22 protein-coding genes are annotated in these 21,483 nt (G+C 69.5%); 5 read left to right on the forward strand and 17 right to left on the reverse strand.

Annotated features, from left to right (window positions below):
* Positions 1-9: 9 nt before the first annotated feature.
* Genes J7654_RS00160 through J7654_RS00170 form a run of 3 tightly spaced genes read right to left on the reverse strand, consistent with a single transcriptional unit; the run spans position 10 to position 1,882 of the window.
* Positions 10-534 carry a GNAT family N-acetyltransferase gene (locus J7654_RS00160; protein ID WP_209737271.1) on the reverse strand — a complete coding sequence of 175 codons (525 nt, stop codon included), beginning with the start codon at positions 532-534 and terminating at the stop codon, positions 10-12.
* Between the two features lie 33 nt (positions 535-567).
* Positions 568-1,299 carry a tRNA (adenosine(37)-N6)-threonylcarbamoyltransferase complex dimerization subunit type 1 TsaB gene (gene tsaB, locus J7654_RS00165; protein WP_209737272.1) on the reverse strand — a complete coding sequence of 244 codons (732 nt, stop codon included), beginning with the start codon at positions 1,297-1,299 and terminating at the stop codon, positions 568-570.
* Positions 1,300-1,306: 7 nt separating this feature from the next.
* The gene (locus J7654_RS00170) at positions 1,307-1,882 is read right to left on the reverse strand and encodes a NifU family protein (RefSeq protein WP_209737273.1); all 576 of its coding nucleotides are present in this window, start codon (positions 1,880-1,882) and stop codon (positions 1,307-1,309) included.
* A gap of 117 nt (positions 1,883-1,999) precedes the next feature.
* Here J7654_RS00170 and bluB point away from each other — a divergent pair, with 117 nt between their 5' ends.
* Positions 2,000-2,632 (forward strand): 5,6-dimethylbenzimidazole synthase, encoded by a 633-nt coding sequence (gene bluB, locus J7654_RS00175; protein WP_209737274.1) that lies wholly within the window; start codon positions 2,000-2,002, stop codon positions 2,630-2,632.
* A 7-nt stretch (positions 2,633-2,639) separates the two neighbouring features.
* Here the strand turns inward: bluB and J7654_RS00180 are convergent, their stop codons facing one another.
* From J7654_RS00180 to mutS, 6 genes are all read right to left on the reverse strand, one after another.
* Entirely contained in the window at positions 2,640-3,131 is a 492-nt protein-coding gene (locus tag J7654_RS00180; RefSeq protein WP_209737275.1) for a universal stress protein, read from the reverse strand.
* 36 nt (positions 3,132-3,167) lie between these two features.
* On the reverse strand, positions 3,168-4,235 hold the full coding sequence (gene trpS / locus J7654_RS00185; RefSeq protein WP_209737276.1) for a tryptophan--tRNA ligase: 1,068 nt from the start codon (positions 4,233-4,235) through the stop codon (positions 3,168-3,170).
* Positions 4,236-4,317: 82 nt separating this feature from the next.
* Positions 4,318-5,928 (reverse strand): murein biosynthesis integral membrane protein MurJ, encoded by a 1,611-nt coding sequence (gene murJ / locus J7654_RS00190; RefSeq protein ID WP_209737277.1) that lies wholly within the window; start codon positions 5,926-5,928, stop codon positions 4,318-4,320.
* The gene (locus J7654_RS00195) at positions 5,925-8,759 is read right to left on the reverse strand and encodes a [protein-PII] uridylyltransferase (RefSeq protein ID WP_209737278.1); all 2,835 of its coding nucleotides are present in this window, start codon (positions 8,757-8,759) and stop codon (positions 5,925-5,927) included. Before J7654_RS00195 ends, murJ begins: the two co-directional genes overlap by 4 nt.
* A 68-nt stretch (positions 8,760-8,827) precedes the next feature.
* On the reverse strand, positions 8,828-9,682 hold the full coding sequence (locus J7654_RS00200) for an SDR family oxidoreductase (RefSeq protein WP_209737279.1): 855 nt from the start codon (positions 9,680-9,682) through the stop codon (positions 8,828-8,830).
* A 105-nt stretch (positions 9,683-9,787) separates the two neighbouring features.
* Positions 9,788-12,457 (reverse strand): DNA mismatch repair protein MutS, encoded by a 2,670-nt coding sequence (gene mutS, locus J7654_RS00205; protein ID WP_209737280.1) that lies wholly within the window; start codon positions 12,455-12,457, stop codon positions 9,788-9,790.
* Between the two features lie 301 nt (positions 12,458-12,758).
* Here mutS and J7654_RS00210 point away from each other — a divergent pair, with 301 nt between their 5' ends.
* The gene (locus J7654_RS00210; RefSeq protein WP_209737281.1) at positions 12,759-13,055 is read left to right on the forward strand and encodes a DUF1236 domain-containing protein; all 297 of its coding nucleotides are present in this window, start codon (positions 12,759-12,761) and stop codon (positions 13,053-13,055) included.
* Here J7654_RS00210 and olsB read toward each other — a convergent pair.
* The 8 genes from olsB to sppA all read right to left on the reverse strand — a co-directional run bounded on the left by olsB (position 13,052) and on the right by sppA (position 19,198).
* Positions 13,052-13,888 (reverse strand): l-ornithine N(alpha)-acyltransferase, encoded by an 837-nt coding sequence (gene olsB, locus J7654_RS00215; RefSeq protein WP_209737282.1) that lies wholly within the window; start codon positions 13,886-13,888, stop codon positions 13,052-13,054. The genes J7654_RS00210 and olsB overlap by 4 nt on opposite strands.
* A gap of 91 nt (positions 13,889-13,979) precedes the next feature.
* Entirely contained in the window at positions 13,980-14,975 is a 996-nt protein-coding gene (gene acuI, locus J7654_RS00220) for an acrylyl-CoA reductase (NADPH) (protein ID WP_209737283.1), read from the reverse strand.
* A 19-nt stretch (positions 14,976-14,994) separates the two neighbouring features.
* A complete protein-coding gene (gene lspA / locus J7654_RS00225) occupies positions 14,995-15,483 on the reverse strand; it encodes a signal peptidase II (RefSeq protein ID WP_245195571.1) in 489 nt (162 codons plus the stop codon).
* Positions 15,480-16,346, reverse strand: coding sequence for a TrmH family RNA methyltransferase (locus tag J7654_RS00230; protein ID WP_209737284.1), 867 nt, complete (start codon positions 16,344-16,346; stop codon positions 15,480-15,482). The genes lspA and J7654_RS00230 overlap by 4 nt, the downstream gene beginning before the upstream one ends.
* Entirely contained in the window at positions 16,331-17,362 is a 1,032-nt protein-coding gene (locus J7654_RS00235; RefSeq protein WP_209737285.1) for a class I SAM-dependent methyltransferase, read from the reverse strand. The genes J7654_RS00230 and J7654_RS00235 overlap by 16 nt, the downstream gene beginning before the upstream one ends.
* A gap of 53 nt (positions 17,363-17,415) precedes the next feature.
* Entirely contained in the window at positions 17,416-17,805 is a 390-nt protein-coding gene (locus tag J7654_RS00240) for a lipopolysaccharide assembly protein LapA domain-containing protein (protein WP_209737286.1), read from the reverse strand.
* An 85-nt stretch (positions 17,806-17,890) separates the two neighbouring features.
* Positions 17,891-18,175 (reverse strand): integration host factor subunit beta, encoded by a 285-nt coding sequence (locus tag J7654_RS00245; protein ID WP_209737287.1) that lies wholly within the window; start codon positions 18,173-18,175, stop codon positions 17,891-17,893.
* A 48-nt stretch (positions 18,176-18,223) separates the two neighbouring features.
* The gene (gene sppA, locus J7654_RS00250; RefSeq protein WP_209737288.1) at positions 18,224-19,198 is read right to left on the reverse strand and encodes a signal peptide peptidase SppA; all 975 of its coding nucleotides are present in this window, start codon (positions 19,196-19,198) and stop codon (positions 18,224-18,226) included.
* A 187-nt stretch (positions 19,199-19,385) separates the two neighbouring features.
* Here sppA and J7654_RS00255 point away from each other — a divergent pair, with 187 nt between their 5' ends.
* From J7654_RS00255 to lptB, 3 genes are read left to right on the forward strand one after another with little or no spacing between them, the layout of a single operon-like run.
* Positions 19,386-20,063, forward strand: coding sequence for a hypothetical protein (locus tag J7654_RS00255; protein WP_209737289.1), 678 nt, complete (start codon positions 19,386-19,388; stop codon positions 20,061-20,063).
* A 5-nt stretch (positions 20,064-20,068) separates the two neighbouring features.
* Positions 20,069-20,674, forward strand: a complete 606-nt coding sequence (locus J7654_RS00260) for an LptA/OstA family protein (protein ID WP_209737290.1) — start codon at positions 20,069-20,071, stop codon at positions 20,672-20,674.
* Between the two features lie 18 nt (positions 20,675-20,692).
* Positions 20,693-21,466 carry an LPS export ABC transporter ATP-binding protein gene (gene lptB / locus J7654_RS00265; RefSeq protein WP_209737291.1) on the forward strand — a complete coding sequence of 258 codons (774 nt, stop codon included), beginning with the start codon at positions 20,693-20,695 and terminating at the stop codon, positions 21,464-21,466.
* Positions 21,467-21,483: the final 17 nt, after the last annotated feature.

Here is a 21,483-nt window from a genome sequence, read left to right on the forward strand (position 1 = left end):
GGCAGGCTTTCAGGAGAGAAGCGCCCTCTTGAGGACGAGCGCGTTGGCACGCTGCCCTTGCGCGTCCACATAATAGGCCGGCCGCCGGCCCACCTCCTCGAAGCGCAGCCGCTTGTAGAGAGCGAGCGCGGGAACGTTGGTTTCCTCGACCTCCAGGAACAGCGCCTCGGCGCGCTCGGCATGGAGCCGCTGCAGAACATTGTCCATCAGCAAGCGGCCGATGCCTTTGCCTCGCGCCGCCTTGTCGACCACGATGGTGAGGATTTCCCCCTCCCCGGCGGCCAGCCGCGCGAGCACGACGCCGGAGGGCCGCGCCAGCGGCTGGTAGGCGCGCCGCACCACGAAGCCGAACGTGCCGGGCTGGGAAAGGAGCGCGGCGAACTCGTCGCCCGCCCAGGCGGCCGCGAAGGCCTCCCCATGCAGCTCGGCGGCCGTCTCCACATCCTCCGGGCCCATGTCGGCGGTCACGAAGGAGGGATTGAGCAACCCGTCCCAGAAGGACAGGGACCAGTTGAACGGCAGGGTCCAGTACATCGCACAACCTCCCTTCGCACAGCGCGCGAACGATTATGGCAGGTCGGCCGCGGATTGGAACGGGGCAGTTGCGCGAAGACCGCTCGAAACCTGAGGCTTGGCATCCGGGCCGCGCAGATAGAGCGGAACGACGGGCGCGCCCGGCACGATCCGCGCCCCGATCCGTGCCACAGCCCCGATCGAGACGAGCCCGTCCTCGGATGCCAGCACGGCGCCGGGGGAGAAGGGAGCGGCCAGGGCCGCGCCGCTGCCGACCAGGATCGGGACCGCCGCGAGGCCGAAATCCGCAAGGGCCTCGGGCGCCAGTGCCCGAGCCTCGCGCAGCGTTTCGCCGCCTTGCGCGTAAAGCGCGGCATAGACCTCGCCGCGCCGCGCGTCCTGCACGGCGAGCACCGGTGCGGCCCCGCCCCGATGCGGCCCGGCCAGCGCTTCGAGCACCGAGACCCCCACGGCCGGAATGCCAAGCGCCAAAGCCAGGGCGCGGGCAGTCGAGACGCCGACGCGGATGCCGGTGAACGAACCGGGGCCGACAGTGACGGCCACCCGCGACAGATCGCCATAGCCGATGCCCGCATCCGACAGGACGCCGGCGATCACGTCCATCAGCGCCTCGGCATGGCCCCGACCGATCTCGGGCTCGGCGCTGGCCAGAACCGCTCCGGCGCTCGCGTCGAACACGGCGGCCGAGCAGCGCGCCCCGGCCGTGTCCAGCGCAAGAAGAAGCCCGCCGAATCGGCGGGCCGGGTCTTGCAGGCTTTCGCTCATCGCGGCCTCACGCCGCTTCCATCGCCTCGACGGCCTCCACCTCGGGCACGAAATGGCGCAGGAGGTTCTCGATGCCGTGCTTGAGCGTGGCGGTGGAAGAGGGGCAGCCGGCGCATGAACCGCGCATGTTCAGGAACACCACCCCGTCGCGGAAGCCGCGGAAGGTGATGTCGCCGCCGTCCTGCGCCACGGCCGGGCGCACGCGCGTGTCCAGCAGCTCCTTGATGGTGGCCACGACGCTCTCGTCGCCCGTCTCGAAGAATTCCTCGCCGTTCTCGGCCGCCGGCGACGTGCCGCCCGGCGCCATGACGGGCGCGTTCGAGACGAAATGCTCCATCAGCCCGGCCAGAATGGCCGGCTTGAGATGCGGCCAGGCGGTCTCGTCCTTGGTGACGGTCACGAAGTCATAGCCGAAGAAAACGCCCGTCACGCCCTCGATGGCCATGAGCCGGCTCGCCAGCGGCGAGCGCGCGGCTGCATCCGCCTCGTCGAGGAACTCCGCCGTGCCGGTTTCCAGCACGACGCGGCCGGGCAGGAACTTCAGCGTCTGCGGATTGGGCGTGGCTTCGGTCTGGATGAACATGGCGGCCCCGTCGCGGAAAATTTCAAGGTGATCAGGCTCCAGATAAGCCCCCTCACGGCGCGCCGCAAGGCCGATCCGGGCTTCCCTTCGACCGCGCCGGATGGGAAACGCACCGTCATGCCTCTGTTCGATACCGCCTTCCGCAACGATCTGCGCACCCTCCTCCTCTGGCGGCGGGACGTGCGCCGCTTCCGGCCCGATCCGCTGCCCGAAGGCCTGCTGGACGAGTTGCTGGAGCTTGCCACCCTTGCGCCCTCCGTCGGCCTCAGCCAGCCATGGCGCTTCGTGCTGGTGGAGGACGAGGGCCGCAGGGCGCTGGTGCGCCGCAGCTTCGAGCGGGCCAACGCGGAGGCGCTGGCGGGCGAGGCGCCCGAGCGCGCGGCGCTGCACGCCCGGCTCAAGCTGGCCGGGCTCGACGCGGCGCCGTGCCAGATCGCCGTCTTCGCCGATGCCCAGACGCGGCAGGGCCACGGCCTCGGCCGGCGCACCATGCCCGAAACGCTCGCCTACTCGGCGGTCCTCGCCATCCACACGCTCTGGCTGGCGGCCCGCGCGGCCGGCATCGGCCTCGGCTGGGTCTCCATCCTCGAGCCGCGAGAGGTGAGCCGGGCCCTCGACGTGCCCGAAAGCTGGCTGTTCATCGGCTATCTGTGCCTCGGCTTTCCAGAGGCCGAGCACGAGACGCCGGAACTGGAGCGCGAGGGCTGGGAGAGCAGGCGCGAGGCCCGCAGCACGATCCTGCGCCGCTAGCGGCCGCTCAGCACAGGCTCTCGATATCCTCGTCGCTCAAGGTGGCGGGGACGATGGTGACGGGAATGGCGAAGGCGTTGGAGCGCCCCGCGACGGCGGCGATCAGCGGGCCGGGGCCCTCGGCGGAATCCGACGCAGCCAGGACGAGGATCGCGATCTCGCGATCCGCCTCGATCAGGGCGTTGATCTCCTCCTCCGTCTTGCCCTCGCGCACCACGAGCTCGGGCTCGATACCGGCCGCGACACGGATTTCCTCGGCAAGCCGCGACAGGCGCGTGTCCGCCTCCTCCACGGCCTCCGCGCGCATGATCTTCTCGACACCCAGCCAGTGCTGGAAGTCGCCGGGCTCGATCACGTAGAGGAACACGGCCGCGCCCCCGCTGGCGGCGGCGCGCCGCGCCGCATAGGCGGCGGCCCGCCCGCATTCGGGCGTTCCATCCACGATCGCGAGGAATTTCCGCTTGCCGCCTTCGCGGCGGCCGAGACGCTTTGAAACCATGGCGGCAAGATGGCGGGGCGGATGCCCCGCCGCAAGTCAATTCGCCAGAAGGCCGACGATGGACTTCACCTCGCCCAGCGTGCGGCTGGCGATCTCGCGCGCCCGCTCGCCGCCCTTTCGCAGCGTGGCGTCGATCCCGGCCGGATCGGCCAGGATGCGGCGCATCTCCCCGGCGATGGGACCGATCTTCTCCACCGCCAGATCGGCCAGCGCCGGCTTGAAGGTGGAGAAGGGCGCGCCGCCGAACTCGTCCAGCACCTTCTGCCTGGTGCCCCCCGCCAGGGCGGCATAGATGCCCACGAGATTGTCCGCCTCCGCCCGCCCGGCGAGCCCCGCCACCTCGGAAGGCAGCGCGTCCGAATCGGTCTTGGCCTTGCGGATCTTCCGGGCGATGGTCTCCGCGTCGTCCGTCAGGTTGATGCGCGAGAGGTCGGAAGGGTCCGACTTCGACATCTTCTTGGCGCCGTCCTTCAAGCTCATGACGCGCGTCGCCGGCCCCTCGATCAGGGGCTCGGTGAGCGGGAAATAGCCGTTCACGCTCTCCTCTCCCATCCGCATCGGCACGCCGAGCCCGAGCTCCGCGATGCGGGCCGAATAGTCGTTGTTGAACTTTGCGGCGATGTCGCGCGTCAGCTCCAGATGCTGCTTCTGATCCTCCCCCACCGGCACATGCGTGGCGCGGTAGGCCAAGATGTCGGCGGCCATCAGGCTTGGATAGACGAAGAGGCCGGCGGAGGCCGCCTCGCGGTCCTTGCCCGCCTTGTCCTTGAACTGCGTCATGCGGTTCAGCCAGCCCATGCGGGCGACGCAGTTGAACACCCAGGCCAGCTCCGCATGTTCGGGCACGCGGCTCTGGTTGAAGACGATGTGCTTCTCGGCATCGATGCCGGAGGCCAGGAAGGCCGCCGCGATCTCGCGGGTCTGGCGCTCGAGGTCCGCCGGCTCCTGCCAGACGGTGATGGCGTGCAGGTCCACCACGCAGAAGAGGCAGGGCAGCTTGTCCTGAAGCTCGACGAACCGGCGGATGGCGCCGAGATAATTGCCCAGATGCAGGTTTCCGGTCGGCTGGACGCCGGAGAACACGCGCGGTTCGAACTCGGCCATAAGCCCTCGCATCCTGCTCGGCCGGGTTGGAATCGGCCTGTTGTTGAAGCCCCGGGCCTTATGGAGGAGGCCCCCGGCGGGATCAAGCCGCCGGCCGGCCGCGCCGCTTGAAGAGCCGCTTCACCAGCGCGCGGTCGGCCGCGCCCGTCAGGAAGGCGAAGGCGAAATAGACCGCCATGCCGATGCCGGTGAGGAGCACCAGCGCGGCAAGCTGGCCGGCGAGCCCGGCCTGCGGCGTCAGAAAGGGCTCCAGCACCGTGAGAAGGGCCATGAGCGCGCCGCCCATGAGGCCGGCCGAGAGGAACACGAGCGCCGTGCGCTTCACCAGCGCGCGGTCGCTCTCCCACAGCCCTCGGCGCCGCAGGCCCCAGTAGAGAAGCCCCGCGTTCAGCCAGCCGGCAAGCGTCGTCGCCAGCGCGATGCCCTGCTCGGCCAGTTGCCAGAACAGCAGGAGCGACAGGACGATGTTGGCGAGCGCGCTGAAGCCCGTGATGAACATCGGCGTGCGTGTGTCCTCGCGCGCGAAATAGCCAGGCGTGAAGACCTTGATGAGGACGAAGGCCGGCAGCCCGAGCGCGTAGAGACCCAGGACCGCCGCCACCGCGCCCGTCACCTCCGGGCCGAAGGCGCCGCGCTCGTAGATGACGCGCACGATGGGCTCGGGGATGAGGAAGAGCGCCACCGCCGCCGGCACGGTGAGAAAGAGCGCGAACTCGAGGCTGCGGTTCTGCGTGTGCTGGGCTTCGCGAAGATGCCCGGCCTTCAGCGCGCGGGAAAGCTCGGGCAGGAGCACCACGCCGATGGCCACCCCGACCATGCCGAGTGGGAGCTGGTAGGGCCGGTCGGCATATTGCAGGATCGAGACCGCCCCCGGCTTGAAGGAGGCGATGGCCTGGCCGACGAAGAGATTGATCTGCGTGATGCCGCCGATCAGCGCGGCGGGGCCGGCCAGCACCAGGAGGCGCTTGAGGCCGGGCGTCCAGCGGGGCCGGCGGATGGCCACCGAAAAGCCCATCCGGTGCATCTCGAAGGTCACGAGGGCCAGTTGCGCGATGCCGGCGGCGAGCACGCCCCAGCTCATCAGGAAACCGATCTCCACCGTCATCGCGCCCGTGTGCCAGCCCCAGAGCAGCACGGCGATGAGGATGAAGTTGAGCAGCGTGGGCGCGGCGGCGGCCATGAAGAAGCGGCGGAAGGCGTTGAGGATGCCCGCCACCATGGCCATCAGCGACATGCAGGCGAGATAGGGGAACATGATGCGCGAGAAGGCGACGGTGATGTCGAAGCGCTCGGCGCAGGACAGCGCCTGCGCGGCGCCCGCCTCGTCCACGCACACCGCGAGCCCCGGCGCGATGATGGAGCTGACCAGCGCCGGCATGAATACGAGCGCCAGCACCGTCAGCAGGAAGAGCGCGGTGAAGAGGGTGGAGAAGATCTCGGAGGCGAAGCGCCGGGCGCTCCCCTCCCCGCCCTCCTCCAGGTGCCGCGCGAAGAGAGGGATGAAGGCGGCGTTGAAGGCGCCTTCGGCGAAGAGCCGCCGAAAGAGGTTGGGAAAGCGGAAGGCCAGATTGAAGGCGTCGGCCACCGGGCCGATGCCCAGCGCCGCCGCCATCATCATCTCGCGCACGAAGCCGAAGACGCGCGAAACCAGCGTCGCGCCGCCCACGGTGGCGAATTTGCGAAGCAGGTTCAACGCGCGCTCATGCCGAATGCGACGGTGGAAGGCTTCACCGTGTGGGAGGAGACCTCCCCTTCCGGCTCCTCGAACACGGCGATCAGGCGGCGCTCGATGCGCTCCGCCCGTCCCTCGCCCGCGACCTTCTGGCCCAGAAGGTCGGTCACGTAGAAGACGTCCACCACCTTCTCGCCATAGGTCGAGACATGAGCCGAGCGGATATCGAGGTTGAGGTCCGAGATCGCGCCGGTCAGATCGGAGAGAAGCCCCGTCCGGTCCAGCCCCTCCACCTCGATGACGGTCAGTTGCTCGGACAGGTGGTTGTGCACGGTCACGCGCGGGCGCACGTCGAAGGAGGACAGGTCGCGCCCGCGGGAGCGCCGGCCGGCCAGGAGATCGGGCATGGCCTGCCGCCCGCCCAGAAGTTCGCGGATGTTGCGCGCGATGCGCTCGGCCCGGCGCAGCTCGTCCTCGTCCTCGGCGAACTCCCGGCTCACGGTCACGATATCGAGCGCGCGCCCGTCCGTCATGGTGAAGATCTGCGCGTCCGCGATATTGGCCCCCGCCGCCGCGCAGCCGCCGGCGATGAAGGACAGGAGGCGAGGATGGTCGGGCGCCAGCACGGTGATCTCGGTCATGCCGCGGAAGCGGTCCGTCCGGACGCTCGTGGCCAGCTCCGCGCCCTTCGAGGCGTTCTCGCGCAGGAAGGCCGCGTGGCGCTTCTGGTCCTCGAGCGGGACGGTGAGGAAATAGTTGGGATAATGGCTGTCGATGGCCGCCGCCCGTTCGCCCTCGGCCCAGCCGGACAAGGCGTGCGAAAGATCGACGCGGGCCGCCTCGATGCGCTGGCGCCGCGAGGATTGCGAGAAGCCGCCGGTGAGCACCGGCTCGGTCTCCATGTAGAGCGTGCGGATGAGCTGCCCCTTCCAGCCGTTCCACACGCCCGGCCCCACGGCCCGGATGTCGCAGACGGTGAGGATCGTCAGGAGCTTCAGCCGGTCCAGCGTCTGCACCCTCTCGGCGAAGTCGCGGATCGTCTTGCGGTCGGTCAGGTCGCGCTGCTGCGCGGTCATCGACATGAGGAGGTGGTCCTCCACAAGCCACGCCACCAGCTCGGTCTCGCGATCGTCCAGCCCCAGGCGCGGGCACAGCTCGCGCGCGATGCGCGCGCCGGCCTGCGAATGGTCCTCCTGCCGCCCCTTGGCGATGTCGTGCAGCAGGATGGCGACGTAGAGCGGCACGCGGTCCTTCACCTGCCCCACGAAGCTGGTGGTCAGCGGCAGCTCGCCCTCCAGCTCGCCGTGCTCCAGCTTGGAGAAGGTCGCCACGGCGCGCAGCAGATGCTCGTCCACCGTGTAGTGGTGGTACATGTTGAACTGCATCATCGCGACGATCTTGCCGAAGTCGGGAATGAAGCGGCCCAGCACCCCCGCCTCGTTCATCCGCCGGAGATGCAGCTCCGGGTCGCTCGGGTCGGTCAGAACGTCGAGGAACAGGCTGTTGGCCTCGCGATTGTCACGCAGCGCCTGGTTCACCAGCCGCAGCGAGCGGCGGATGAGCTTGAGCGCATCCGGGTGGTACTCCAGGCGGTGCCGCGCGGCGAGCTTGAAGATGCGGATGAAATTGACCGGATCGTCCGAGAAGACGGTGCGGCTCGTGGTCGTGATGCGGTTGTTGTCGATGGAGAAGGCGAGCGTGCCGGGAATCTGGCGCGAGCGCGAGCGCAGCGAGCGGATCAGCCCGCGCAGGCCCGGCGCCTCCTTGGCCTGCTCCTCCTCCAGCGCCGCGCAGAAGATGCCGGTAAGGTCGCCGACATCCTTGGCGATGAGGAAGTAGTGCTTCATGAAGCGCTCCACCTCCTTCATGCCCGGATGCGTGTTGTAGCCGAGCCGCCCGGCGATTTCGGGCTGGATGTCGAAGGAGAGGCGCTCCTCCGCCTTGCCGGTCAGGAAATGCATGTGGCAGCGCACGGCCCAGAGGAAATCCTCGGCCTTCTCGAACAGCCGGCACTCGCGGCGGGAGAAGACGCCGGCCGAGACCAGCTCGCCCCGGCTCTCCACCCGGTAATGATCTTTGGCGATCCAGAACAGCGTGTGGAGGTCGCGAAGCCCGCCCTTGCCCTCCTTGACGTTGGGCTCCACCAGATAGCGCGTATCGCCGCTCTTGGCATGGCGCTGGTCGCGCTCTGCAAGCTTGGCCTTGATGAACTCGGCGCTCGTCCCGGCCACCACTTCCGCCTCGAAGCGCGCGCCCAGCGCCTTGAAGAGCGATGCCTCGCCCGTCACCAGCCGGCGCTCCAGAAGCGCGGTGCGGATCGTATGGTCCTCCCTGGCCAGCGCCACGCATTCGGAAATCGTGCGCGAGGAATGGCCGACCTTCAGGCCGAGGTCCCAGAGAAGATAGAGAAGATATTCCGTCGCCTTGCGCGCGCCGGGCGTGGCGGTGTCGGACAGGAGGAAGAGCAGGTCGATGTCCGAGCCGGGCGCCAGCGTGCCCCGCCCGTAGCCGCCCACCGCGATCACGCCCATGCACCGGCCACCATAGTTGAACAAGCGGCACGCCAGATCATGGACGGCGCGCACCAGAATGTCCTGGAGGGCGGAGATGCGCATCGCGCACAGGAGGCCGCCGCCATCCTCGAACAGCATGGCCTCGGCGGCCTTGCGTCCGTCCCGGTTGGCGTCTTTCAGGATCTGGAGGATGGCAGGGCGTGCCTCCTCCCCCTGCCCGGCGACGGCCGCCAGATCGGCGCGTAACCGGGTTTCGTCGACGATTTCGGCAAGGCGCAGGTCGGGCCCGCGCCCCTCTTGCGAGGTCGCTCTCCCGCGCTTCTGAAGCCCTGTCGTCATGCGGCCGGTCCCTTCGCCAAAGGCACCGGCCTATAGAACCATTCGCCGCGCGGGGCAAACCCCGCGGCTTATGCGCCGACGATGGTGCCGCCGTTCGGGTGCAGCACCTGTCCCGTGAAGTAGGAACTGTCGTCGCAGGCGAGGAACAGGAGGGCCGAGGCCACCTCGTTCGGCTGGCCGGCGCGGCCCATCGTGACCTGCGTTCCGAACTCGGCGACCTTCTCGGCGGGCATGGACATGGGAATGAAGGGCGTCCAGATCGGCCCCGGCGCAACGCCGTTTACCCTGATCTTCCTGTCCGCCAGATTGAGCGCCATGGAGCGCGTGAAGGCTGTGATCGCTCCCTTGGTGGAGGAGTAGTCGATCAGCGTGTCATTGCCCTTGTAGGAGTTGACGGAGGTCACGTTGACGATGGCGGCCCCCTCCTTCAGATGGTCGAGCGCGGCCTGCGTCATGTAGAAATAAGCGTAGATATTGGTCTCGAAGGTGCGCGCGAGCTGCTCCTCGGAGATATCGCGCACGTCCTCCGCCACCGCCTGGTGGGCCGCGTTGTTGACGAGCACGTCCAGGCGCCCGAGCACCTCCACGGTCTTCTTCACCGCTGCCGTGCAGAAGGCTTTCTGGCGCAGGTCGCCCCGGATCAGAAGCGCCTTGCGGCCCTCCGCCTCCACGAGGTCCTTGGTCTCCTCGGCATCGCGATCCTCCTCCTCGGAGAGATAGACGATGGCCACGTCCGCGCCCTCGCGCGCGAACAGGATCGCGCTGGCACGGCCGATGCCCGAATCGCCGCCGGTGATGAGCGCCACCTTGCCCGTCAGGCGCCCGGCGCCCGGAAAACGCGGCATGCAGTCGGGCCTGGGCTGCATTTCGTATTCGACGCCGGGATCGCGGTCCTGGTGCTGCGGTGGGCGTTGGTCGGCCATGGTCTCTTGTCCCTTGCTCCTGGGGCCCGGAAGGGCCCTTCAGCAGGGGAAAGGCCCCATGCGGGGGCCCCGTTCCCGTTTTCGGCCCGGCCATGCAAAGAAGGCTCAGGGCTTCTCCCGCGCCAGCCCCTTCAGCCGATAGAGCGCCTCCAGCGCCTCGCGCGGCGTCAGCGCGTCCGGGTCGATGCCCTCCAGCGCCTCGGCCAGCGGCGAGGCGACGGGCTCGGGCGCGGCGGGGCGCGCGGCAAACAGCGGCAGATCGTCGAGGAAGGTGGCGCGGCGCTCGCCCCGCTCGCCCTTCTCCAGTTGCTTGAGCACGTCCTTGGCCCGCGCCACCACGGCGGCGGGAAGCCCGGCGAGGCGCGCGACCTGGATGCCGTAGGAGCGGTCGGCCACCCCGGCCGTCACCTCGTGCAGGAACAGCACCTCGCCCTCCCACTCCTTCACGCGCATCGTCGCGTTCTTCAGGCGCGAGAGACGGGCCGAAAGGGCCGTCATCTCGTGATAATGCGTGGCGAAGAGCGCGCGGGCGCGGTTCACCTCGTGCAGGTGCTCGATGGCCGCGAACGCGATGGAGAGCCCGTCATACGTGGCCGTGCCCCGCCCGATCTCGTCGAGGATGACGAGCGTGCGCGGCCCCGCCTGGTTCAGGATCGCCGCCGTCTCCACCATCTCGACCATGAAGGTGGAGCGCCCCTCGGCCAGGTCGTCGGAGGCGCCCACGCGCGAGAACAGGCGATCCACCACGCCGATATGGGCCTTGGTGGCCGGCACATAGGCGCCCATCTGGGCCAGCACGGCGATCAACGCGTTCTGGCGCAGGAAGGTGGACTTGCCGCCCATGTTCGGCCCGGTCAGCAGCCAGATCGCACCGGCCTTCTCGCCGGCGGGCGGCGAGAGATCGCAGTCGTTGGCGACGAAGGGCTCGCCGGTGGACGCCTTGAGCGCCACCTCCACTACCGGATGGCGTCCGCATTCCACCGCGAAGGCGAGGCTGTCGTCCACCAGCGGGCGCACCCAGTCTCCGGCGCTCGCAAGCTCGGCAAGAGCGGCCGACACGTCCAGCACCGCCAGCGCCTCCGCGCCCCGGCGCAGCGCCTCCATCTCGGCCAGAACGGCGGCGCGCAGCGCCTCGAAGGCCTCCAGCTCGATCTTCAGGGCCGTGGCCCCCGCCTCGACGATGCGCATCTCGAGATCGGCGAGCTCGAGCGTGGAGAAGCGCATGGCGCTGGCCAGCGTCTGGCGATGGTTGAAGCCCTCGCGGGCCAGAAGCGTCGGCCCCTGCGCTTCCGGCACCTCGACGAAATAGCCCAGCACGTTGTTGTGCCGGATTTTCAGGGACCGCAGTCCCGTCTCCTGGCAATAGCGCGCCTGAAGGTCGGCGACGACCTTGCGCGAGCGGTCGCGCAGCGCGCGCGCCTCGTCGAGCTCCGCCGCCGCGCCCTCGCGCAGGAAGCCGCCCTCGCGCTTGAGCAGTGGCAGATCATCGGCCAGTTGCGATTCCAGGCGCTGCGCCAGCCCCTGCGGCAGGGCGGCGAGGGCCGCGAAGGCCTGCGCCAGCTCGGCTTCGGCTTCGGCCCCCTCGAACAGTCCGGACACGGCGGCGGCCCGGCCCAGCGTCTCGCGCACCGCGCCCAGATCGCGCGGGCCCGCCCGGTCGAGCGACAGGCGCGAGAGGGCGCGCTCAAGGTCGGGCAGCCCGCGCAGCGCCTCGCGCAGGGCGTGGGCCCTGGCCCGGTCGGCGAGCAGGAAGGCGACGCTCGCCTGCCGCGCGGCAATGGCGGCCGGGTCCGTCAACGGCAGTGCGAGGCGCGTGGCCAGGAGCCGCGACCCCGCCCCCGTCACCGTGCGGTCGATGGCGGCCAGAAGCGAGCCCTGCCGCTTGCCGGAAAGAGTGCGGGTGAGTTCGAGGCTGGCGCGCGTCGCCGGGTCGATCAGCATCACCGCGCCGGGGTCGACCCTCCGGGGCCGCTCCAGGGCGGGCCGCGCGGCGAGCTGCGTCTTCTTCAGATAGGCCAGCAGCGCGGCCGCGGCCGACATCTCGGCACGCGAGAAATCGCCGAAGCCCGAGAGCGTGGCGACGCCGAAGAAGCGGCACAGCCGCTCCTCGGCGCTCGTGCCGTCGAAGAGGGGAGCGGGCTCCGGCGTCGCCAGACGCCCGAGACGCTTGAAGACGGGCGCCATCTCCGGGTCGGCCTGAAGCGTGTCGGGCACGACGATCTCGCTCGGCTCCAGCGCCAGTATGTCGGCCAGGCAGCGCTCGCGGCTGGTGGGCGAGAGGCGGAAGAGCCCGGTGGACAGGTCGGTCCAGGCCAGCGCGAACTCGGCCTTGTCGCCCGTCCCGCCGAGGCGGGAGAGCGCCGCGAGGTAGTTCGGCCGGCCCGGCTCCAGCAGCGTCTCCTCGGTGATGGTGCCCGGCGTCACGAGGCGCACCACGTCGCGCCGCACCACCGACTTGCCGCCGCGCTTCCTGGCCTCCGCCGGGTCCTCGATCTGCTCGCAGACCGCCACGCGATGGCCGAGGCCGATCAGCTTCTGAAGATAGTCGTCGGCCGAGACGACGGGCACGCCCGCCATGGGGATGTCCTGCCCCAGATGCTTGCCGCGCCTTGTGAGCGCGATGCCGAGCGCCTGCGAGGCGACGGACGCGTCATCGAAGAACAGCTCGTAGAAGTCCCCCATCCGGTAGAAGAGGAGGCAGTCCGGATTGGCGGCCTTGATCTCGATATACTGCGCCATCATCGGCGTCGGCGCGGAGCCGGCGGCGGCGTTCATCGGGCGAGGGCGTGCGAAAGTCTCGACATGCCCCTTCCTAGACGATCGCGCGGCGCGAATGAACGCCCGCCGACGCCTCGTCCACCGGCGAAAGCCGCGCGCGCGAAAGTGAGTGGGCGCGTGATTACGAACGCCTTGTGCGGCGGCCGCTCAACCCCGATATTGTCGTGGCTATGTTCATGCGCTGTTCACGGCGTTCCCGCCATAAGGGACGCAGCCGGACAGTGATGCGAACCCAGTCGGCCGCACAAGCGTTCAACGGCCGGATCGCAGACTTCGCTACGGCGGGGAGAGGAATGAAATGACGTTCGGAGGCAAGTTCGCCATGGGCCTTGCGGCCTTTCTCCTGTCTGGCGCGGCCGCGGCCGGCGCACAGGAGGATCGCCGGCCCGTGATGATCTACGACTATGCCGTCAACCATCCGACGGAGGACGCGCAGATGGCCTCGTCTCCCTCCATCGGCGCGTCCGTCCCCGCCACCGTCAGCCTGGCGACGGCCGAGGACGTGGAGGAGCCGGTCTACGGCTATTTCTATTATCAGGGCCGCCCGGTCATCGTGGAACTGTCCACCCGCAGTATCGTGCGCATCGGAAACTAAAGTCCGAATCGAGCCGAATCGGGGCCGTAATAGGCCAGGTATCGCGCCGCGATCCGTTCGACCGGCAGGACGACGAAAACATCCGTCGTGCCGAACTGCCGGTCGATCACCGCATCGGTGGAGATGAGGGCGCCGAGCTTGAGGTAGCCTTTCAGGAGAGGCGGCAGCGTCTGCAATGCCGATCGGCCGGCGGCCAGGCTTTCGCCTTCCGCCACGATGTCGCGGCTGGAGGCGCGCACCTGCCATTGCGCGGGTGCCGGCGCGGCCTGTTGCAGGAAGGAGAGCGCGGGCGCTGTCGCCTGCGCGTCCGTTCCCGGCAGCGATGCGCAGCCGAAAAGCACGTCGATGCCGCGCTCCAGCACGTAGCACCAGATGCCCTGCCACAGGAGCTCCACCGTGCGCTTGCCGCGCCAGGGTTTCAGCACGCAGGAACGCCCCAGTTCCAGAAAGCGCCGCCGTGCGTGGCGGGCGACAAGTTCCTCCACGGCGAATTCGGGGGAGGAGTAGAACCCGCCCGCCGCGCCGGCCCGTTCGGCCGGCATCAGCCGGTAGCTGCCCACGATCCGCTCCTCGCCGCCCTCCCGGTCCACCACCAGCAGATGGTCGCAATGGGCGTCGAAGCGGTCCTCGTCGCGGCCGGTGAAGCGTTGCAGGGGCGTGGCCCGCGCGCCCATCTCGCCGTAGAAGACACGATAGCGCAGGGCCTGTGCGGCGCGCACCTCTTCTGTCGAGGAGGCCAGCCGGACCTCCAGCGAGCCGAGCCGGCCGAACGGCCTTTCCCGGCGGGGTGCGAGGCCGGCAGGGGTGGGAAGCGACATGCTCTCAAGCGCCATGGCGGTCAAATCCACGTCTCCCGGCCAGAGAAGGGCGCGAGCGCCCGCATTGCCTGACTCTACCGCCTGCGGGCGACGTTTCGATGACCGCCTACGGCGTGAGCCGGGCAACGAGACGGCCGCGCACCTTGCCCTCGACGATATCCGCGCCCGCCGAGATGATGTCCTCGAAGCCGATCTCGCGGGTGATGGAGGCGAGCATGGCCGGGTCGAGGTCGCGGGCAAGGCGCGACCAGGCCTCCTCCCGCGTGTCCTGCGGCTGGTAGACCGAGTTGACGCCGAGGAGCGAGATGCCGCGCAGGATGAAGGGGGCGACGCTGGTGGGCAGATCCATGCCCTGCGCCAGCCCGCAGGCGGCGACAGCGCCCTCCGCCTTCACCTGCGAGAGAACGTTGGCCAGCGTATGGCTGCCCACCGAATCGATGCCCGCCGCGAAACGCTCCTTGCCGAGCGGCTTGCCCTCCCCGGAGAACTCGGCCCGGTCCACGATCTCGTCGGCGCCCAGATCCTTCAGGTAGCCGGCCTCCTGCGGCCTTCCGGTGGACGCCACCACATGCCAGCCATTGGCCTTGAGGATCGCCAGCGCCACCGAGCCGACACCGCCGGCCGCGCCCGTGACGATCACCGGCCCGTCGCCGGGCGTCACACCGGCCTTTTCCAGCTTCATCAGGCAGAGCATCGCGGTGTAGCCGGCCGTGCCGATGGCCGCCGCCTGCATGGCGGAAAAGGCCGGCGGGCGGCGCACCAGCCAGTCGCCCTTCACCCGCGCACGCTCCGCATAGCCGCCGTGATGGGTTTCGCCCAGGCCCCAGCCATTGGCAAGAACCGCGTCCCCCGCCTTCCAGCGCGGATCGGAGGAGGCCGTGACGGTGCCGGCGAAGTCGATGCCGGGAATCAGGGGAAAGCGGCGCACGATGGGGCTCTTGCCCGTCATCGCCAGACCGTCCTTGTAGTTGACGGTGGTCGCCTCGATGGCGACATCGACCTCGCCCTCCATGAGGTCGGCCTCGGTCAGGTGCGTCTCGGCGGCCCGTTGCCCGCCATCCTGCCCCTTCGTCACGAGAATCGCCCGGAACGTCTCCGCCATTATGTCCTCCCGTCTGTCCTTATCGTGCCGGCGTCTCCTCGCGCACACGCCGGCGCTCCAGAATGAACTCGTCCAGGATCACCAGTCCGGCGCCCACGGTGATGAAGGTATCGGCCAGATTGAAGATCGCAAAGCTCCAGACCGGCGTGTGGAACAGAACGTAGTCCACCACATAGCCGAGCGCCACGCGGTCGATGAGATTGCCGATGGCCCCGCCCACGATCAGCGCGAAGCCGAGATGCGTAACCCAGCGGTGGCGAGGCGTGGAGCGCCAGAGCCAGAGCACGAAGCACAGCACCACCGCCGCCAGCACCGCCAGCGCCACCCCTTCCATGCCCGACAGCATGGAGAAGGCGATGCCCTCGTTGCGCGCATGGTAGAGCGCGAGGAAGGGCAGAATCTCGATGGCCTCGTGCAGATCCATGGTGCTGACGACGAGAAGCTTGACGAGCTGGTCGATGCAGACCGCCGCGACGATCACCATGACCCAGCGCAGCGCGAAGATCACGAGCCCGCCCCCAGCTTCAGCGCATGGCGCCGCGCCTCGAAGATCATCAGTCCCGTGGCGACGGCGAGGTTGAGGCTGTCGGCTCGCCCGACTTGCGGGATGCGCACCAGCGCGTCGCAGGCGCCGGCCAGCGCATCGGAGAGGCCCGCCTGCTCGTTGCCCATCACGATGGCCACCGGCCCCCTGGCGTAGGACGGGGCGCGATAATCCGCCTCGCCCTTCATGTGAGTGCCCACCACCAGGCCGGAAAAGCCCTTGCGCCAGGAAAGGAACGCCTCCTCGCCGGCCCGCGCCAGCGGCACGGCGAAGATCGAGCCCATGGTGGCGCGAACGGCCTCCAGCGAGAACGGGTCCACGCAGTCGCCCACGAGCACGAGGCCCTTGATGCCGGCCGCGTCGCAGGTGCGCAGGATGGTGCCCAGATTGCCCGGATCGCGCACCCGGTCGAGCACCACGATGGCGCCTTCGCGGCCCGGCTCCAGCTTTTCCAGCGGCACGGTCTTCTGGCGGAAGACGCCGATGGCGCTCTGCGGATTGTCGCGCCGGGCGATCGCCGCCAGTACCTTCTCGCTCGCCTCGACGAGGTCGGCGCCGTTGGCCACGGTGCGCGCGGCGGTCTTCTGCAGGAGTTCCCCGTCCAGCTTCTGGCGCGAGGCGACCAGCGTCTCGATCTTCCAGCCCGCGTCGAGCGCGTCGATGACGAGCTTCAGCCCCTCGGCGAGGAAGAGCCCGGTCTCCTCGCGGGTCTTCTTCAGCGCCAGGGCGCGAATATCCTTCACGATCGGGTTGGAGACGCTCGTGACCTCCTTCACCCGCCCCGGCGCGACCGTCTGCTTCATCCTGTCGCTCACTGGTGCACCCATCTGGAAAACAGCGAGGTGGAGAGGGCACGCGGCTCGGCCCCCTCCTCCTCGATCACGAGTTCGCCCGATTCGATCCGCCCGCCGAGGCCCCGGCAGTGCTCGGCCATCAGCGCCGAGAGCGAATAGAAGGAGGAGCGGATCGAATAGGCCGTGAGGACCAGCGCGAGAGGCCGGTCGGACAGGAGCCTTCGCGTCAGCGACAGGAGGTAGGGCAGGTCCTCGAAGACCTGCCAGACCTCGCCCTTGGGCCCGCGCCCGAATTTCGGCGGGTCGAGCAGGATGATCTCATAGGTGCTGCCGCGGCGCACCTCGCGCTCCACGTAGCGCACCGCATCCTCGCAGATCCAGCGGATCGGCGCCTCGGCAAGACCCGCCAGCCCGGCATTCTCCCGCGCCCATCCGATGGCCTTCCTGGAGGCGTCGACATGCGTCACCTCGGCCCCCGCCCGCGCCGCCAAGAGCGAGGCGAGGCCCGTATAGCCGAAGAGGTTCAGCACGCGCACGGGCCGCGCCTTCGCCTCCTCCACCAGCGAGGAGACGAAGCGCCAATGGGCGGCCTGCTCGGGAAAGACGCCGACATGCCGGAAGGAGGTGAAGCGGCCGTGATAGGACAGGCCGTCCTGGCGCATCGGCCAGGTTTCACCCAGGGGCGTGTTCGGGAAGCGCCAGCGCCCCGCCCCTTCCTCGTCCATGTCGCCGGTGAAAATGGCGTCCGCGCCGTCCCAGGCCCGCGCGGCCATCCGGCGGGGCCAGATCGCCTGGTTCTCCGGCCGGCGGATCGTCAGCGGGCCGTAGCGCTCCAGCTTCTCGCCGTCGCCGCTGTCAAGAAGCGCATAGTCCTCATCGGGCCGAACCGTGAGAATCACGGGCAGATGCTGCGCCGGACGTTCACCCGCCGGCAGTTCCACGGGCGGTCGGGCGGCGCGCGCCTCCTCGCCGCTGGCGGCCGCGCTCAGGCGCGGCTCGCGCGCCGGGCGCTCCTCGATACGGGGCTTGAGGGCTTTTCGTCTCGTCATGGCCGCGGGCTTTATCGCGAACGGCGGCCCATGGCAAAGGCGCGCAAGACGCGTCAGGCCGGGGGTGCCAGGGCGCCCTGCCCCTGCGGGCCGGCCAGCCCGGTGGAAGCGGCACGCTCGCGCTCGCGCTCCTCGCGCAGCCGGCGCAGGCGCTCGTTGGAACTGTCCACCTCATGGCGCAGTTTCTGCACCTCCCGCGCGCGGCGAGCGGCGCGTGCGCGGTAATGGCTCTGCGTGAACCAGGTGCCGACGCCGCCCAGGAGCACGCCCAAGATCAGCGCGCCCATCATCACGACGAAGAGCGGGGCATCGAACGCAAGGTTCGGCATAGTGCCCAGCGCGTCCATGGAAACGGTGACGGACGTGCGATTGAGCACGCAGAAGACCACCAGGAGAACCGCGAGCGGCACGAGCACAATCAGCGTCAGAAGCCTGGAGATCATCTCTTTCCACTCAATTCCGCAACGATGGGGCCGTCACCGCGGAACTTACGGCGCGGGCCGCAAAGGTCAATCGCGACGGGGCTGCTCAGGCGTCTTTGTTCAGCCGCTCGCGCAGTTCCTTGCCGGCCTTGAAGAAGGGAACCCACTTCTCCTCCACGTCCACCGCCTCCCCCGTGCGCGGGTTGCGCCCCGCGCGCGCCGGGCGGTTCTTCACGGAGAAGGCGCCGAAGCCGCGAAGCTCCACGCGGTTCGATTCGCACAGGGCCTCGGTGATCTCGTCGAAGATCGCGTTCACGATCGTCTCCACGTCCCGCTGGTAGAGATGCGGGTTGCGGCTCGCGATGATCTGCACGAGTTCGGATTTGATCACGGCAGGTCGTCCCCGGAAGATGTTGCAGGATGGATCGGGGAGGCTCCCCTAACGGCCGAGCGGAGGCTGCCAGAGCGACAGGAGACCGTCAAGCTGGCCGGCCGAGCGCGCCAGCGCCTCGGGAAGCGATTCGGCCTGCGGATCGAGGCCGAGAAAGGCGAAGAACGAGGCACGCGCGCTGGTCAGCGGGTTCCAGCGGCTGCCTTCGCGCTCCGGCTCGCGGCGCACGATCCGAAGCCCCTGCGGCACGCCGCGCTCCTCCTCCAGCCAGCGGCGAATCTCGGCCTCGCCGCCGATCTCGTCCACCAGGCCCAGCGCCAGCCCCTGGTCGCCCGTGAAGATCGAGCCGTCCGCGAGAGGCTGCATTTCGGCCGGCGAGAAGCCCCGCCGTTCGGCCACCAGCGCGACGAACCATTCATAGGTCGAATCGACCAGCCGCGCGATCATCTGTCGCGCCTCCTCGCTCGTCGGCGCGAAGGGCGAGGGCTCGGCCTTCAGCGGCGTGGACTTGATGGCGTTCACGTCCACGCCCACCCGGCCGAGAAGATCGGAGGCGTCGACATACTGGAAGATCACGCCGATGGAGCCGACGATGGAGGAATGGCGGGCGACGATCCGGTCGCTCCCCGCCGCGACCATGTAGCCCGCCGAGGCCGCCAGCGTTCCCACCTCGGCCACGACCGGCTTTTTCGCCGCGAGGTCGCGCGCGGCCTGGTAGAGCGATTCGCCCCCCACCGTCGTGCCGCCCGGCGAATTGATCTTGAGAAGGACGGCGCGCACGCTGTCGTCCTCCTTCAGCTCGTTGAGAAGGGCCAGAAGCCGGCGGTCCTCGGTGATGAGGCCGGAAATCTCCACGCGCGCGATGCTCTCGCGCCCGGGCAGGCCGCCCTCCCCGCCGGCCAGCCGCGCCACCGGCACGGCGAGCACCGCCAGCGCCAGGATCACCAGCGCCGCCAGCCGCCAGAAGCCGAGCTTGGCGCGCAGCCGGCGTCGGTCGATCAGGTCCTGGACGTCGAGGCTCATGGCGTGGCTCTCCACCGGCAAAAGGCTTTCGCGTCCTGCGATAGGCCCCCGGCGCGGCCTTGCCAAGTCGCTCGTCCCGCACGACCTGTCATCATGCAAAAACCGCAGTGCCCTTGTAACGCAAGCGCACACGCGACACAGATGCGCGAAAGCGGCGCGAGCCGTGGAAACCTTTCAAGGAAGCGGATTGACCGACACCCTCCCCCACCCCGCCGGCCAGCCGGCCGATGCGCGCGAGCGGGAGTTCGCGCGGGCACGCCGGCATTCGCGCAAGGTGCGCCTTCTCAAGCTCGGCCTGCCCATCCTCGCCTGCGCCATGGTGCTGGCGGGAATCGGCGCCGCCTTCGTGGCGCGCAACCTTCCCGGCGACTTCACCTTCGCGGCCACCGCGCTGGAGGACGGGCGACTGGTGATGGAGGACCCGCGCATGTCCGGCAGCGACGCCAACGACCGCCCCTATTCGGTGATCGCCCGCCGCGCCATCCAGTCGCTCACCGGCACGGGCGTCGACCTGGAAGGCATCGACGCCCGTCTGACGCTCGACGAACGCACGGACGCCACGCTCAAGGCGGCGGTGGGCTTTTTCGACCCGGAGGCCGAGCGGCTGCTCTTGTCGCAGGAGATCGCGGTCGATACGACGAGCGGCATCTCCATCCGCCTGCCGCAGGCCGCTATCGACCTTGCGGGCGGGCGCCTGGAGGGTTCGGGGCCCGTCTCGATCACCATGCCCAATCAGAGCTTGCAATCGGGCTCGGTCGTCATCGAAGATGGCGGCTCCAGACTTATCTTCGGCGACCGCGTCAAGCTCACCCTCCTGCCGAACGGCGGCGAGGGCGAGGGGCGGGCAAACTCCACGAGCGATTGATCTCCATGAGCGTCTTCCTGCCCGCCTCCCGTTCCATCCTTTCCGCCATCACGGTGGCCGCCCTCGCGGGCCTGGCCGCGCCGGCCGCCGCCCAGGGGCTGGGCCAGAGCTTCGGCGGGCTACAGGTGCAGGGCGACCAGCCCATCGCCATCGAATCGGACCAGCTCGACGTGGACGACCGCGAGGCCGTCGCCACCTTCAGCGGCGACGTCTCCGTCCAGCAGGGCGAAACGCGCATGAGCGCGGCGCGCCTCGTGGTTCACTATGTGCGCGGCGGCGAGGGCGGCGCGCAGCCGGCCAGCACCTCCAACATGCCGGGCGGCGGCAGCGACATCGAGCGGCTGGAGGCCAGCGGCAATGTCGAGATCCAGTCCGCCGACCAGGTGGCCACGGCCGACCAGGCCAATTTCGAGATGGCGAGCCAGGTGGCGGTGCTCACCGGCAACGTGGTGCTGAGCCAGGGGCCGAACGTGGCCACCGGCTGCCGCCTGACCATCCAGATGGACACCGGCGTCGCCCGGCTCCAGAGCACCGACTGCGCGGGCGCGGCCGGCGGCGGAGGCGGCGGGCGCGTGCGCATGCTGCTGACGCCCGGCTCCGAGGGCCAATAGAGCGACGGAACGGAACCGATGGACAATCAAGCCGAGCCCCGCGCGGCGGGCGTGGCCGGGCAGCCTGCCGCCGGCATGCTCGTGGCCCGGGGGCTGACGAAGACCTATCGCGGCCGCCGCGTGGTGGGCGGCGTGGACGTGGCGGTGCGCCGGGGCGAGGCCGTGGGCCTGCTCGGCCCCAACGGCGCGGGCAAGACGACCTGCTTCTACATGATCACCGGCCTCGTCCCCGTGGATGAAGGGCGCATCGAGCTGGACGGCCGCGACATCACCCGGCTGCCCATGTACCGCAGGGCGCGGCTGGGCATCGGCTACCTGCCGCAGGAGGCCTCGATCTTTCGCGGCCTGACGGTGGAGCAGAACATCCGGGCCGTGCTGGAGGTGGTGGAGAAGGACGGGCGGGCGCGCGAGGCGCAGCTCGATTCGCTTCTCGACGAGTTCCGCATCACACATCTGCGCAAGCAGCCCGCCACCGCCCTTTCGGGCGGCGAGCGGCGGCGCTGCGAGATCGCGAGGGCCCTGGCCTCCCGCCCCGCCTTCATGCTTCTCGACGAGCCTTTCGCGGGCATCGACCCCATCGCGGTCTCGGACATCCAGGAGCTCGTGCGCCATCTCAAGCGGCGCGGCATCGGGGTGCTGATCACCGACCACAATGTGCGCGAGACGCTGGGCCTGATCGACCGCGCCTACATCATGCACGCGGGCACGCTGCTGACCCATGGCGGCCCGCAGGAGATCGTCTCCAACCCCGACGTTCGGCGCATCTATCTCGGCGAACAGTTCACCTACTAGCCGGACCGGTTGACAGC

This window comes from Aureimonas populi (assembly GCF_017815515.1).
GTDB classification, from domain to species: domain Bacteria; phylum Pseudomonadota; class Alphaproteobacteria; order Rhizobiales; family Rhizobiaceae; genus Aureimonas; species Aureimonas populi.

Bases quoted from the DNA above. Each gene is read 5' to 3' on its own strand.
- mutS (WP_209737280.1), bottom strand. From the start codon at position 12,457: ATGAACGCCGCCGCCGGCTCCGCGCCGACGCCGATGATGGCGCAGTAT.
- J7654_RS00210 (WP_209737281.1), top strand. From the start codon at position 12,759: ATGACGTTCGGAGGCAAGTTCGCCATGGGCCTTGCGGCCTTTCTCCTG.
- olsB (WP_209737282.1), bottom strand. From the start codon at position 13,888: ATGGCGCTTGAGAGCATGTCGCTTCCCACCCCTGCCGGCCTCGCACCC.
- J7654_RS00160 (WP_209737271.1), bottom strand. From the start codon at position 534: ATGTACTGGACCCTGCCGTTCAACTGGTCCCTGTCCTTCTGGGACGGG.
- J7654_RS00230 (WP_209737284.1), bottom strand. From the start codon at position 16,346: ATGGGTGCACCAGTGAGCGACAGGATGAAGCAGACGGTCGCGCCGGGG.
- J7654_RS00200 (WP_209737279.1), bottom strand. From the start codon at position 9,682: ATGGCCGACCAACGCCCACCGCAGCACCAGGACCGCGATCCCGGCGTC.
- J7654_RS00195 (WP_209737278.1), bottom strand. From the start codon at position 8,759: ATGACGACAGGGCTTCAGAAGCGCGGGAGAGCGACCTCGCAAGAGGGG.
- acuI (WP_209737283.1), bottom strand. From the start codon at position 14,975: ATGGCGGAGACGTTCCGGGCGATTCTCGTGACGAAGGGGCAGGATGGC.
- trpS (WP_209737276.1), bottom strand. From the start codon at position 4,235: ATGGCCGAGTTCGAACCGCGCGTGTTCTCCGGCGTCCAGCCGACCGGA.
- J7654_RS00235 (WP_209737285.1), bottom strand. From the start codon at position 17,362: ATGACGAGACGAAAAGCCCTCAAGCCCCGTATCGAGGAGCGCCCGGCG.
- sppA (WP_209737288.1), bottom strand. From the start codon at position 19,198: ATGAGCCTCGACGTCCAGGACCTGATCGACCGACGCCGGCTGCGCGCC.
- J7654_RS00180 (WP_209737275.1), bottom strand. From the start codon at position 3,131: ATGGTTTCAAAGCGTCTCGGCCGCCGCGAAGGCGGCAAGCGGAAATTC.
- tsaB (WP_209737272.1), bottom strand. From the start codon at position 1,299: ATGAGCGAAAGCCTGCAAGACCCGGCCCGCCGATTCGGCGGGCTTCTT.
- J7654_RS00170 (WP_209737273.1), bottom strand. From the start codon at position 1,882: ATGTTCATCCAGACCGAAGCCACGCCCAATCCGCAGACGCTGAAGTTC.
- bluB (WP_209737274.1), top strand. From the start codon at position 2,000: ATGCCTCTGTTCGATACCGCCTTCCGCAACGATCTGCGCACCCTCCTC.
- lptB (WP_209737291.1), top strand. From the start codon at position 20,693: ATGGACAATCAAGCCGAGCCCCGCGCGGCGGGCGTGGCCGGGCAGCCT.
- J7654_RS00260 (WP_209737290.1), top strand. From the start codon at position 20,069: ATGAGCGTCTTCCTGCCCGCCTCCCGTTCCATCCTTTCCGCCATCACG.
- J7654_RS00240 (WP_209737286.1), bottom strand. From the start codon at position 17,805: ATGATCTCCAGGCTTCTGACGCTGATTGTGCTCGTGCCGCTCGCGGTT.